Consider the following 12,477-nt stretch of genomic DNA (forward strand, 5'->3'; position numbering starts at 1 on the left):
TGAGCGTGCGGGGGCGCGAACCATTGCGCTGGGCGGTGCGGCTCTCGGTGCGCTCACCGGGTGCGGCGCCGATGACCGCGGTGAGCTCGGCCTCGATCAGCGCCTGGTAGAGCGTCTCGGTGGCGGTGCGGATGCGGTCGTCAACCTCGGCAGCTTTGAGTGCCTCGAGGAGCTCGAGCAGGGCAGACTGGTTCAGGGCCATCGCGTGGCCTTTCTCCTGAGTGTTCCTTGGCGGGTTCACGCAGAAGATCCACGCGGTGGCCTCTCGCACGCCAGCACCTCGCCGACGAGCTCAGGACCTCCGACCAGCTACACCACTTCCAGGGACGTCACCGACCCTTCGAATGTGACTGGAGGTCAAGGGGTCGCAGGCTCGAATCCTGTCAGCCCGACAGTGGAACCGCAGGTCAGAGGCGGGTCGGCCGGAAAAGCCAGCCCGCCTCGTGCATACCTACAGCGACGCGGCCCGACGGACGGCAACGGTCACCAGCGGAGCGCCTGGTCGAGCCGGTCGGCCGCCTCCCGCTGCTGCGCCGGACCGACGTGGCCGTGGACGTCCGCCGTGATGGCGTACGAGGAGTGCCCGGGGTGCTCCTGGACGACCTCGTGTGCGTCCTCGAATAGCGCCCGGGCGGCTCTGTCCGCAGAACGGCAGCCGCCGGCCAGGGTCGGTCATGCCCAGCGCCGTGACCGTGTCGGTCGGAGACGAACCGCTGGCGCCCGGCCTCGTGGGCCGCCGGGCGGCGCACCCGCACCTCCGTGGCATCCAGCAGGCCGAGCTGCCCGCTCGCCCCCAGGTGGACGACCACATCGGCCAGGGGCCGCAACCGGAGCCCGCCCTCGACGGTGCGGCCGCGCTCGGCCGGCAGTGGGGGACCTCCCCGACGGCCCGGTGATCGTCGAGCGGGACACCCCCCAGCAGGCCAGTACGTCATGGGTCACCCCGCGACTAGGTGCAGGTCGTGCCGCTGACCATGCACGAGGTCGTCACAGGACGGCCGGGGCCAGCGCCGTACGCAGCCGAGTCAGGAGCCGGGCGCGGGTGGGGCCGATGCTGCCCACCGGCATGCCCAGCCGTGCACTGATCTCCTCGTAGCTCAACGGCGGTGACGCGACCAGCAGCTCCAACAGTCGCTGGTGCCGCTGGGGGAGCTCGCCGAGCGCCTCGCGGACCATGGCTGCCCGCTCCTGCCGCAGGACGTGCGCCTCGGGGTCGTCGGCCCGCCCCGCGACCTGCTCGAGGGCCGTGTGCACGTGCGGGTCCACCGGGCACTCGCGGCTCGCTCGGCGGACGGTCTCCAGGCAGGCTCGGCGCGCGGTCGTCCGCAACCAACCGGCCAGCCGCTCGGGTTCCCGGATCGCGTCGAGGTTCTCCAGCAGCCGCACCCACGTCGTCTGGACGGCGTCGGCGGCTTGTGCGTCGGTCAGCCGGAACCCGCGGACGACCGACCACAGCAGGCGGCTGTACCTGTCGACGATGGCGTCCCAGGCGACCTCGTCGCCGCCCGCGGCCCGCCGGACCAGCTGCGCGGTGATCTCGTGTCCACCGGTCCGGGCAGCGGTGGACTCGCGGCCGTGCGCCACGCCATCGGGACGAGCCCTGCCGGACCCTCCGATCGTCCGGTGCCCGGGCGCGGGCACCGGCGCCGGAGCCGGCCGCCCCGGCCGCGGACGGGAGCTGGGATCCACGGTCGGTGCGGTGCTCTCCGGGCGCCGCGACGCGGAGGCCGGGTGCCCTCGGTGGGGGTGGGTGGTGGACTGCAGCGGGGTGGCGACCATGGAGCACCTCGTCTCCCGAGGCGCGACGGTGCCGCGCACTCCCGGCTTCGTGCCATCGAGCCTGCTGACGCAGCCGTCCGGTGACGATCGAGACGGCCTCCGATCCGCGGGGCGCTGCCCCGGCCCCGGGGATGGGTCGGCGATCTGGTGGCCGAGATGCCAGGCGGTGCATTCCGAGCAGTGAGCCATCCATACGCCGATGGCGTGTCGATGACAGGGACGATTGGCAGATGCGACCCTGACCTGTCCGGGTCGCAATCCGGGAAAGTGTCCAGACATCGGATTCCTCTGTTTCGTGGAAGCGCTCGCTGTGACCGGCGCTCGTGGTCCTGCGGACTTCTTCAGGTTCGTCAGCGCGAATCCGATGCGGCATGGCGTCCGACGGCACAGTTTCGGCACGCGCGAGTAAGGGTCTTGTGCTGGACTCGTAAGGACAGTTGGCCCCCGGGATCCGTCCACAGCTGGGCACACCCGCTCGAGACGGCGTGGTGGTGGAGGCCGCCGTGGGCCGCCCACTTCTCGGCCGAGGATCGGGACGGGGTGACGGGTCAGGTCGGTAAGCTCGGCCAGCCGGGGCTGGTAGCAGTGGTCTCCAGGGAGACTTGCCATGTCGTCACGCTGGGTCTGGGGGCTGGCCGGGGGATCGCCGGTGCGGAGCCGGGAGCCATGGCCAGGTGGCGGTGGGCGGGCATGACGGCGTATCTGGAGGTGTGGAAGCCCTCGGGTGTCGAGCTCGTGCTGCTGGAGACGCGCCGGGTGACGATCGGCCGCAACAGCGGCAATGACGTCCCCCTCGCCCACGACAAGACGGTCTCCGGCCTGCACGCGGTCCTGGAGCCGGTCGGCGGGGGCTGGTGCGTGCAGGACGTCGGTAGCCGCAACGGCACGTTCGTGCGGGGGGAGCGCATCCTGGGGATGTGCACCCTCCGGCACGGTGATGACCTCGCGGTGGGGCGGACGAAGTTGGTGTTCCGAGCGGCGGAGCCGGCAGGGACCACGCGAACCGAGGGGTCAGCGCCGGCGCCGGAGCTGACCCGTCGCGAGCGTGATGTGCTGCGCGCGCTGTGCCGGCCCCTGGTCAGCGGTCAGGTGTTCACCGAGCCGGCGTCCCTGCACGAGATCGCCACCACGTTGGTCGTCACCGAGGCCGCGGTGCAGCAGCACCTGCTGCGGCTCTACGACAAGTTCGGCATCGCCCCCGGCACGGGCAGCCGCCGAGGCCAGCTGGCCAACGAGGCCATCCGCCGCGGCGCGGTGCCCCTCGCCGATCTGTGGGACTCGCCGCCATGACCACCACCGGATCGCTGCCACCCGGTGCTGCGGTCGGCTCGTTCACCGTGGAGGCGCTCATCGGTCGGGCGGGATGGGTGAGGTCTACCGTGCGGTCCACCGTGAACTGGGTCGCCCGGCAGCACTCGAGCTGCTGCTCCCGGCGCTGGCCATGCAGGAGGAGTTCGCCGCCCGATTCGTCCGGGAAGCCCGGGTCATGCAGAGCCTCGACCATCCCGGCATCGCGTACCTGGTCACGGTGTCCGGGTTGACCGACGTCATCACCATCGCCGCCGGCGACCGGTTCAGCCTCGCCCTATGCCGCAACGGACGGGTCACGACATGGGGGGCCAACGAACGCGGCCAGCTCGGTAACGGCACCTTCGACGATCAACCCCTTCCCGTCGACGTCCTCGACCTCACCGAGGTGACCGCCGTCTCGACGTCGACCCAGCACAGCCTCGCACTGCTCGCCGACGGCACGGTCATGGCCTGGGGTTGGAATGCGGAAGGTCAACTCGGCGACGGCACCGCGGATGACCAGGCCGCTCCCGTCGAGGTGTCCAGCGTGACTGCCTGAGAAACGGCGGCGAATCGAACATCACGCGGGTTGCCCGTTCGATGCCGTGTTCCTGATCCCTCCACGGCAGGTGCAGGTGCGGTCCGTCGCATGATCCGACCACACGAAGGTGAGCGGGCTGCTCGCCTCCAGCGAGCCTCAGCCCGGATCACCGTAGATCGCTGCTGTGCAGTGATTTTTGTTGGACCTCGGTGTGAGAGAGGGCTGGGCGTCAGATGGCGATGCCACCAGCACGTCTTACATCGATATGAGAAGCGCCTTACACGCGAGCAACGGAGTCGCTCCACGCACGGGATACTGCACCGGCACGACGGCTGTACATCCTATGGACGTCACAAGGACACCCGTCAGGGGACTTGAGCGCACCAGAGGAGGGTGAGCATGCCAGTCGTTGCTTCTCCCCAGGATTTCAACGAACACGACCTGTACGTGGACCTGCAGTCGGTCTTCGGGCAGTCGCTGTTCCTGAAGTGCGAAGGCTTCAACTTCGCCGGCTCGGTCAAGCTCAAGGCCGCCACCGAGATGGTCGAGGCCGCCGAGCGGGACGGGACCCTGCGACCTGGAGCGTTCCTGGTCGAATCCTCGTCGGGGAACCTGGGCGTGGCGCTGAGCATGATCGCCGCGAGCAAGGGCTACCGGTTCCTGTGCGTCACCGACTCCCGGTGCAACCTGGCGACCCGGCTGCTGATGGAGGCGCTGGGTGCGCAGGTGCACACCATCACCGAGCCCGACCCGGTCACCGGCCTGCTCGGCGCCCGGATGGACTTTATCCGCGCGCTGTGCGCCCGTGACGACCGGTACGTGTGGCTCAACCAGTACACCAACCCCAATGCCTGGAAGGCGCACTACCGCACCACCGGCCCGGCGATCGCCCGGGAGTTCCCGCAGCTGGACGTGCTGTTCGTCGGCGCCGGTACCACCGGCACGCTGATGGGCTGCGCCCGCTACTTCCGCCAGCACCACCCCCACGTGCGGATCGTGGCCGTCGACCCGGTCGGTTCGGTGTCCTTCGGCGCCCCGGCGGCCCGGCGGATGATCCCCGGCCTGGGCATGGGGGTGCGGGCCGCCGCTGCTCGACGAGTCCTACGTCGACGAGGTGATCCACGTCCAGGAGGCCGACGCCATCCGGGCCTGCCACCGCCTGGCTCGGCGTGGGTTCCTGTTCGGCGGCTCCACCGGCACCGTGGTCGGCGGCGCAATCGACTGGTTGACCCGGCACGGCACGCCTGACCTGACGACGGTGGCCATCGCCCCCGACCTCGGGGAGCGCTACCTCGACACGATCTACCAGACCAACTGGGTGGCCGACCTCTACGGTGACGACGTCCTCACCTCCGACGAGCTGGCTGAGGCCTCCCCGGCCGCCTGACCCGTGCCACTGATGCCCCACTCCGATGACTTCCATCACCCGCTGCCCCGGCTGCGGATCGATCCGTTGCTCGATGAGCTGCCACGACGTGCGCAGGCGTACGTAGGCGCACCCAAGGTCGCGGGTCCGAGTCCTGCCAGCCCGGCAGCGGGAGACCGCAGGTCAGGTGCTGTGTCCGGAGAGATCCGGAACGGCCCCTGTCCCCGGTGCGGGGCAGGCGCTCGTTCTCCAGCAGCCGGTCCCGACGCCTGACACGGCACGGACGGCGGGTCGTTCGTCGATCCTGCGGGAGCGGCGTCTCAGGTGCGTGGGTCCGTGCGGACGCGAGCGCGGCCAGGAGGCCCGGCTGTGTGGTCGTGTCGCTCGTCCGCAGCCGGTGGATCCGGCAGTCCCGCCACGACTGCGTCTCCGCCGAGCAGGACAGCCGCACCCCGCGGGACGGTGTTCCCGGCGCACATGCCGCCTGACCAGGTGGACGCCGTGCTCGCCGAGGACCTGGAGAGGGCCGTCGTGCCGGGGTGGGCTGCGCCGGGCCGGTCGACCGACGTGCACGGGCGAGTCAGGCGTCGATCCGGAGGTCGCTGAGCGGCTTCGAGCAGCAGATGAGCAGCTTGTTCTGCGCGATCTCACGCGGCCGGATCCCGCCCTGGTGCTGCATGTCCACGGTGCCGGAGAGCACGGTCGTCTTGCAGGTGCCGCACATGCCCTGGCCGCAGGACGAGGGAGGGGTCAACCCAGCCTCGTACGCGGCGTCCAGGACGTTCTCGTCGGCGCGGCAGCGGAACGTCCGACCGCTGCGGACGAACTCGACGGAGTAGGCGGCGGTCTGCGCTTCGGCGCTCGGCGGCTGGGATCGGTCGGCACCGGCGGAGTCCGCCGGCGTGGGAGCCGCCTCTACCGTGAGCTCCTCGAACGAGAACGACTCCTCGTGGTACCGCGTCATGTCGAAGCCCGCCGCGACGAGCATCCGGCGGACCGCGGCCATGTACGGGGCGGGTCCGCAGCAGAACACCTCGCGCTCGTGGAGGTCGGGCGCGAGCACCCGCAGCATCTCGCCGCTCAGGAAGCCCCGCAGTCCGACCCACGGCTCCCGAGGGGAGTCCCGTTCGCAGACGTGGGCGACGCGGATGGTGGGCGCCATGCTCGCCATCACGTCGAGCTCGCGCTGGAAGATGATGTCGGACGGCGTCCGCGCACTGTGCACGAACAGGACGTCGGTGTCCGAGCCGAGGTCGTACAGCGTGCGCGTCATGGACATGAGCGGGGTGACGCCGCTGCCTGCCGACAGGAACAGGTACTTGCCTGCCGGATGGCGTGCGGGCGAGAAGAGCCCGAACGGTCCGTCCGCCGAGACGCGCTGGCCGGGCCCCATGGTGTCGTGCAGCCAGTTGGAGACGAGCCCTTCGGGCTGTCGTTTGACCGTGATCCCGATCAGGTGGGGCCGCGTCGGTGGCGTGGAGATCGTGTAGCACCGGTCGACAGCGCGGCCGCCGATCTGCAGTCGCAGCGTGATGAACTGGCCGGGGTCGTAGTGGAACAGCGCGGGGTCCTCGGACCCGAACAGGAACGTCTTGACGTCGTGGGTGACGTCGAGGACCTGCCGGCACACCAGCGTGGAGTCGTCCGTCTCTCCCCAGACCGGGAGCAGGGACGGGTGGGCCGTCAGACCGACGTGCCCGCCAGCGGGGGACGGCGCCGGCGGACCTGCATCCAGTACCGCCACGGGGCTGGGGGGCGCGGTCATCGGAAAGCCTCTCGACGTGCTGGCTCGGGTACCGGGTGTGTCGGCCGGCGACGGGCGGGGTGAGCAGGGTCGGGCGCAGGCCCGGGTCGGGCCGCCGCGTGGCAGGGGCCGCACGGCGTCGGGTCAGAGGGCCCGGGCGCGCTCCCGCCTCTGGTGGAGTGCTGACTCGATGCGGCCGGCCGCGCGCGTCAGGTGGTCGGCCGCTCGTCGCGCCCGGCGCCCATCCAGTCGCTGCGTGGGGCCGCTGACGGTGAGCACGCCGACGAGCTCGCCGACCTGCCCGTAGATGCCCGTCGCGACGCCCGACAGGCCTTCTTCTGCCTCGTCCACGGAGAGGGCGTGCCCTCGCTCGCGGACGCGGCCGAGGTCGATGCGCAGCTCGTCGGCCGCGGTGATCGTCGAGGGGGTGAGACGCACGAGCGGCTCGCGGAGGAAGCGCTCGAGCTGCTCGTCGTCGAACGTGGCGAGCAGCACCTTCCCGCTCGCGCTGGCGTGCAGCGGGAACCGCTGTCCGACCCAGGATCCCGGTCGCAGGTGGTGGGGCGCGTCGACCTGGTGCACCAGGTCCAGGCCTCCGTCGGGGGCCACCACGCTCAGCGTCCCGGTCTCCCTGACCGCGGCCACCAGCTCAGCGATGACCGGGCGAGCTGCCTCCAGGAGGAGGAGCCCTTCGTCGGTGTTCCGGGCCAGGCGCAGCAGCTCCGGCCCCAGGAGCACCCGGTCGTCACCGGCGACCCGGAGCAGGAAGCCCTCCTGTTCCAGCGTCTGGATCATCCGGAGCGCCGTGGCACGCGGGAGCCCGGCAGCCCGGGCCAGCGACGAGACGTTCGCCCTGTGGTCGTCGGCGGTCGCGCGGAGGAGGGTGATCGCCTTCCTGACCGACTGGTTGAGCTTGGCTCCTTCATCGCCGGTCCTCGTGCGGCCACGAGGTCCTGGGCTCGGCAGCGCCGATGGCCTCGTCCGGCCTTCCGTCTCGTCCATGTCCCACCTCTGCGGTTCTGCGGCCTCGACCGTCGATGTGTCCCTAGCGGGACAGGTGAGCGGCCAGCCGGGAGACGTACCAGGTGACGAAGGCATCGACGTCCCCTTCGACCGTCGAGTACGGGCCCGGCCGGTAGCCGGGGTCCTCGACGCCCTTCTGGGTGCGGGCCACCAGGGTCCCGTCCTGCTGGTTCGTCGCCTGCCAGACCCGGGTCAGGGTGGCCACGTCGTAGTCCAGGCCCTCCACCGCGTCCGGGTGGACCAGCCAGGTCGTCCGCAGGAGGGTCCGGTCCGGGGCGAGCGGCAGCACGGAGAACACCACCGCGTGGTCGGCCAGCATGTGGAACCACGAGTTCGGCTGCATGTGCAGGGACAGGTCGCCGAACCGGTCCGTGGTCATGGACCCCATGAGCCTGCTGCACACCGACTCGCCGTTCGTGTTGAACGACTTGCCGGCACCGTCGAGCGGGGCGTGGGAGAGCTGGAACCCCGTGGCGCGTGTGTCGAGTTCCCGAGCTCCCTCGAGGGGGAAGCCCTGCCGGACGCACGCCGACCGGAGTGCGGCGGAGGCCTGGTGGTAGCGCTGGTAGGCCGGCCGCAGCCGCGGCGGGACGTCCTCGGCGGTGTAGCCGAACAGGGGGAAGTAGGCGCTCACCAGCTCGGGGTGGCCGTCGCAGTGGTAGCACTCACGGTTGTTCTCCATGACGAGCTTCCAGTTGCCGGTCTCGACGATGTCGCTCTGATGGGCGACCTTCGCCTGGCGCAGGCCGTACGGGGCCAGGAAGGGCTCGATGCGCGCGGCGACCTCGTCGAAGTCCGCCGGCGGGTCATCGGCGAGGCACAGGAACACGAGACCGCCGATGCTGCGCACCTGGACCGGCCTGAGGCTGAAGCAGCTGCGGTCGAACGAGGCCGGCTGGTTGTCGGCGTGCATCAGTCGACCGTCGACGCCGTAGGTCCAGTGGTGGTAGGGGCAGACGAGGTTCCCCACGCTGCCCCGGGGCTCGTCGAGCAGCCGCGATCCCCGGTGCCGGCACACGTTGTGGAAGGCCCGCAGCTCTTCGTCGTCGTCCCGGACGATGATGACGGAGTAGCTGCCCACCGCGACGGTGACGAAGTCGCCGGGTTCGGGGAGCTCCGCCTCTGCGGCCGCGAAGAGCCAGTGCCTGGCGAAGATCGCGCTCACGTCCAGGTCGAAGACCTCCTGGCTCGTGTAGAAGGGCGCCTCCAGGCTGTACCCGGGCACACGACGCTCCACCAGGTCGACCAGGTCGTGTCCGGTGGGGCGCTCCAGCTGCATGGTCATGGTGCGTCTCCTGGGGGAGGGGACGAGCTCGCTGATCGCGGTGCGGGTGCCGCGTCGACCTGCCCGGTCAGCCGGCGCCGTGGTCACCACTTAGTGGATGGGCATGTCCACCAGGTGAGTGGTAGCACGCCGTCTCGGGGTGAGTCAACAGCTCGGGGAGCCCGTCAGACGCCGGACAGGCGCTCGTCGTGCGGTGCGTGGCTGAGCAGCTCCACGCCGCCCTCCGTCACGAGGACCTGTTCCTCCAGCTTCAGCCCCTCGGCCTCTCCTTCGACCCCCAGGTACGCCTCGACGCTGAACACCATCCCGGCCTCGATCTGGCCGGCGTGGTGGTCCTCGAAGACGATGACCGGGTACTCGTCGCTCAGCCCGCTGCCGTGGGCGATGAACGGATACCGCTGCGGGTGGTAGGCACGGGGAAGGCGACTGCTGAGTCGTTCGCCCACTTCGTCGAAGGCGGCCCCCGGCGTCAACTCACCGGTGATCTCCTCGAGGAAGGCCTCGGCATCCGCGTACAACCTCTGCTGCCGAGCGGTGGGCTTGGTGCAGTCGACCAGGTACGTGCGGGACACGTCTGCGAGGTAGCCGGCCGGACCGATGAGGTCGGTGTCGAAGGAGACCAGGTCGCCGGAGTCGATGCGGCGATCGCTGGCCTCGCGGAACCAGGGGTTCGTCCGCGGTCCGGACGACAGCAGGCGCGCCTCGACGTACTCGCCCCCCAGGGCGAACGCTCGGCCGGTGAACAGCGCCCACGCCTCGTTCTCGGTCATGCCCGGCCGGAGGGCCTCGTGCAGGTGGGTGACCGCCGCGTCGCAGGCGCGAACCGATCGGCGGATGAGCTCGATCTCCGCCGTCCCCTTCGTGGCGCGCGCCTGTTCGATCGCCAGCTGCGCTGGTTCGAGGTGCAGACCGGCCTCCTGGAGAGCCAGGAACCCGTACGTGTCGAGTCTGTCCACCCCGATCCGGGCGTCCCGGACCCCGCGCTCCTGCAGGACGTCGGCCACCTCTGCCGCGAACCGCTCGGCTCGGCCCTGGGCGCGCTCCGCAGACCCGAAGACCGACCAGCTCGTCGCCGTCCGTGTCTCGACGTGCGGATGGGGGGACACCAGCTCGGCCGGAGCCGACGCGTACTCCCACAGGATCGGTTCGCCCTCGGCCGGCACCAGCATGTAGCGGTCGATCACGTGCATCGTCCAGACCGGCATGGTGGAGGTCCCGGAGGCGTACCGGATGTTGACGGGATCCACGAGCAGCGCAGCGGCCAGGTCATGGCGGTGCAGCGCGTCGCGGGTGCGGACGAGCGCGTGTTCCACTGCCCCGCGGACCAGTGCGGCGTCCACCTCCGGCTGTGCCTCGCGGGTCCGGGCCGGCGCGACCGACCGCGGCACGTCGTACCTGGGTCGGGTGGCCCGGCCGGACGACGCGCCCGGTGTGCTGATCACGAGCGGCTCCCCACAGCAGGTGCTCGGCAGGGGTCTACTCGGTCGGGCACCGCTCCGGCTGGAGGGCTGCGCGGGGCGGTGCGTCGACCACCGGCTCGGAGCCGGCGGCGGTGCGGCCGAGCAGGCTGCGCCCCGGCCGTGCAGCCGGACAGGACGAGGCGCGGCCCTGCCGGTGCGCAGCCGGTGGCTGCACTCGTCAGATCGGTGTTCGTGACGCCGTCGCTTCGCGGGTGGGCGCGGCGGCGCCGTTCTCGGGGCCGGTCGGGGTCGGCGGCTGGGCCGAGTCCGGTTGCTGGACCGTGTTCGATCGCATCTCCGCGACCACCGTGCGGACACCGGGCGGGACCGTGGTGACCACCGGCTCGCTGCGCAGTTGCTTGAGCAGGCTGTAGCAGACACCGAGCATGACGACCAGGAACGGGACGCCGAACACGATGACCGTGGTCTGGATCGCGTCCAGACCCCCGGCGAGCAGGAGGGCGATCGCGACCGCGCCGATCATCGATCCCCAGGTGACGACCAGCCAGGTCCGGGGGTGCAGCGAGCCGCCCTGGGAGAGCATCCCGAGGACCAGGGACGCCGCGTCGGCGCCGGCGACGTAGAACAGCATGATCAGGACGACGACTAGCACCGCGGTGAGGGTCGAGAACGGCATGGCGTCGAGCAACGTGAACAGGGTGTTCTCGACACCCGTGGCCAGCGAGCCGGCCATGTCGGTGACCCCGCTCAGCTGGAACCGGATGGCGGTGCCACCCATCACCACGAACCAGATCGTGCTGACGAGCGTCGGGACGATCAACACGCAGATCACGAACTCGCGGATGGTGCGCCCCCGCGAGATCCGGGCCATGAAGGTGCCCACGAACGGCGCCCACGACATCCACCACGCCCAGTAGAAGATCGTCCAGCCGGCGAGCCACTCGCGGCCACCGTTGGCACCGGTGCGGAACGACATGGGCACGAAGTGGGCCAGGTAACCGCCGAAGGACTCGACGAACGTGTTCATCAGGAAGATCGTGGGCCCGAAGGCGAACACGAAGACCAGGACCGCGACGGCCAACCCGGCGTTGATGTTCGCCATCCACTTGACGCCCCGCTCGGTCCCGCTGACCGCGGACACCACGAACAGGGCGGTCAGCACGACGATCACCACGATCGACACCGTGTTGCTCTGGGGGGCGTCGAAGACCCGCGTCAGCCCGCTGTTGATCTGGAGGGCGCCCAGCCCCAGGGACGTCGCTGCCCCGAAGGTGGTGATGAACAGACCGAAGATGTCGACGGCCCGGCGGGCAGGGTGCGCGGGGTCCTTCCGGGGGAAGACGATCGAGCTGAGCAGGTTGGGCAGGCCCTTGCGGAACGTCGCGTAGGCCAGGGCGAGCCCGACGACGCCGTACAGCGCCCACGGGTGCAGCCCCCAGTGGAAGATCGTGTACTCCATGCCGAGCTGGGCCGACTCCGGCGTCGCGGGCTCGGCGAGTCCCAGCGGCGGGGTGAGCAGGTGCGACAGCGGCTCGGCGACGCCCCAGAAGATCAGCCCGATGCCCATGCCGGTGGCGAACATCATGGAGATCCAGGAAACGGTGCTGAACTCCGGGCGCTCGTCGTCGCGGCCCAACCGGATCCGCCCGTAGCGCGAGATCGCGAGCAGCAGCATGAGCGCGACGAAGCCGACGGTCACGAGCACGTACACCCAGCCGGTGGCGTCGATCATCTTAGCCAGGACCGTCGAGGCCGCGGTGGCCAGCGAGCCCGGTGAGATCACCCCCCACAGCACGAACGCCAGGGTCAGGGCGAGGCCGGCGATGAAGACGGTCCGGTCGACCGGCTGGTCCACGTCGGCGGCTCGCGGGTGCGTCCGGTCGTCATCGGGCGCGGCGTGGACGAACCGCTCGGTGACGACGACCGTCTCCTCGACCGTCATGTCGCCGTCGGCCGCTCGGGCGGGCATCCGGTGATCGGGGTCGTCGGGGCTCATGAGACACCTTCCGTTCCGCAGAGCGCTCCGTC

Annotated in this window: 12 protein-coding genes; 5 read left to right on the forward strand and 7 right to left on the reverse strand. The window is 70.7% G+C overall.

The window, feature by feature from the left end; genetic code table 11:
• Positions 1-202: transposase (locus tag BLS21_RS03340; RefSeq protein WP_175479436.1), on the reverse strand; the 202-nt coding region annotated here is incomplete at its 3' end.
• Between the two features lie 472 nt (positions 203-674).
• Between BLS21_RS03340 and BLS21_RS24940 the strand changes: the two genes are divergently transcribed.
• Positions 675-896, forward strand: a complete 222-nt coding sequence (locus BLS21_RS24940; RefSeq protein ID WP_175479393.1) for a hypothetical protein — start codon at positions 675-677, stop codon at positions 894-896.
• A gap of 91 nt (positions 897-987) precedes the next feature.
• Here BLS21_RS24940 and BLS21_RS03350 read toward each other — a convergent pair whose 3' ends face one another.
• Complete coding sequence (locus tag BLS21_RS03350; RefSeq protein ID WP_245700026.1) at positions 988-1,584, reverse strand: RNA polymerase sigma factor; 597 nt, start codon at positions 1,582-1,584, stop codon at positions 988-990.
• An 885-nt stretch (positions 1,585-2,469) separates the two neighbouring features.
• Here BLS21_RS03350 and BLS21_RS03355 point away from each other — a divergent pair.
• The 4 genes from BLS21_RS03355 (at position 2,470) to BLS21_RS26130 (ending at position 4,997) form a co-directional block, all read left to right on the forward strand.
• Positions 2,470-3,069: an FHA domain-containing protein gene (locus BLS21_RS03355; protein WP_091215021.1), complete on the forward strand. Its 600-nt coding sequence runs from the start codon at positions 2,470-2,472 to the stop codon at positions 3,067-3,069.
• A gap of 73 nt (positions 3,070-3,142) precedes the next feature.
• Entirely contained in the window at positions 3,143-3,628 is a 486-nt protein-coding gene (locus BLS21_RS03360) for a protein kinase family protein (protein WP_091213876.1), read from the forward strand.
• 381 nt (positions 3,629-4,009) lie between these two features.
• Positions 4,010-4,858, forward strand: coding sequence for a pyridoxal-phosphate dependent enzyme (locus BLS21_RS03365; protein WP_217635960.1), 849 nt, complete (start codon positions 4,010-4,012; stop codon positions 4,856-4,858).
• 10 nt (positions 4,859-4,868) lie between these two features.
• On the forward strand, positions 4,869-4,997 hold the full coding sequence (locus BLS21_RS26130) for a hypothetical protein (protein WP_281241898.1): 129 nt from the start codon (positions 4,869-4,871) through the stop codon (positions 4,995-4,997).
• A 559-nt stretch (positions 4,998-5,556) separates the two neighbouring features.
• Here the strand turns inward: BLS21_RS26130 and BLS21_RS03370 are convergent.
• From BLS21_RS03370 to BLS21_RS03390, 5 genes are all read right to left on the reverse strand, one after another.
• Positions 5,557-6,606 carry an FAD-binding oxidoreductase gene (locus BLS21_RS03370; protein ID WP_245700028.1) on the reverse strand — a complete coding sequence of 350 codons (1,050 nt, stop codon included), beginning with the start codon at positions 6,604-6,606 and terminating at the stop codon, positions 5,557-5,559.
• 258 nt (positions 6,607-6,864) lie between these two features.
• Positions 6,865-7,818 (reverse strand): IclR family transcriptional regulator, encoded by a 954-nt coding sequence (locus BLS21_RS03375; RefSeq protein ID WP_342705403.1) that lies wholly within the window; start codon positions 7,816-7,818, stop codon positions 6,865-6,867.
• Positions 7,766-9,028: an aromatic ring-hydroxylating oxygenase subunit alpha gene (locus BLS21_RS03380; protein ID WP_175479394.1), complete on the reverse strand. Its 1,263-nt coding sequence runs from the start codon at positions 9,026-9,028 to the stop codon at positions 7,766-7,768. Before BLS21_RS03380 ends, BLS21_RS03375 begins: the two co-directional genes overlap by 53 nt.
• Positions 9,029-9,192: 164 nt before the next feature.
• A complete protein-coding gene (locus tag BLS21_RS03385) occupies positions 9,193-10,470 on the reverse strand; it encodes a M24 family metallopeptidase (RefSeq protein WP_175479395.1) in 1,278 nt (425 codons plus the stop codon).
• 196 nt (positions 10,471-10,666) lie between these two features.
• Positions 10,667-12,445 (reverse strand): BCCT family transporter, encoded by a 1,779-nt coding sequence (locus BLS21_RS03390; protein ID WP_091213885.1) that lies wholly within the window; start codon positions 12,443-12,445, stop codon positions 10,667-10,669.
• Between the last annotated feature and the right edge of the window lie 32 nt (positions 12,446-12,477).

It is taken from the genome of Geodermatophilus siccatus (assembly GCF_900103785.1).
Lineage (GTDB): Bacteria > Actinomycetota > Actinomycetes > Mycobacteriales > Geodermatophilaceae > Geodermatophilus > Geodermatophilus siccatus.

Excerpts from the sequence above, each read along its gene's own strand:
- BLS21_RS24940 (WP_175479393.1), top strand. The coding sequence starts at position 675 with ATGCCCAGCGCCGTGACCGTGTCGGTCGGAGACGAACCGCTGGCGCCC.
- BLS21_RS03355 (WP_091215021.1), top strand. The coding sequence starts at position 2,470 with ATGACGGCGTATCTGGAGGTGTGGAAGCCCTCGGGTGTCGAGCTCGTG.
- BLS21_RS03360 (WP_091213876.1), top strand. The coding sequence starts at position 3,143 with ATGGGTGAGGTCTACCGTGCGGTCCACCGTGAACTGGGTCGCCCGGCA.
- BLS21_RS03365 (WP_217635960.1), top strand. The coding sequence starts at position 4,010 with ATGCCAGTCGTTGCTTCTCCCCAGGATTTCAACGAACACGACCTGTAC.
- BLS21_RS03375 (WP_342705403.1), bottom strand. The coding sequence starts at position 7,818 with ATGCCTTCGTCACCTGGTACGTCTCCCGGCTGGCCGCTCACCTGTCCC.
- BLS21_RS03380 (WP_175479394.1), bottom strand. The coding sequence starts at position 9,028 with ATGACCATGCAGCTGGAGCGCCCCACCGGACACGACCTGGTCGACCTG.
- BLS21_RS03390 (WP_091213885.1), bottom strand. The coding sequence starts at position 12,445 with ATGAGCCCCGACGACCCCGATCACCGGATGCCCGCCCGAGCGGCCGAC.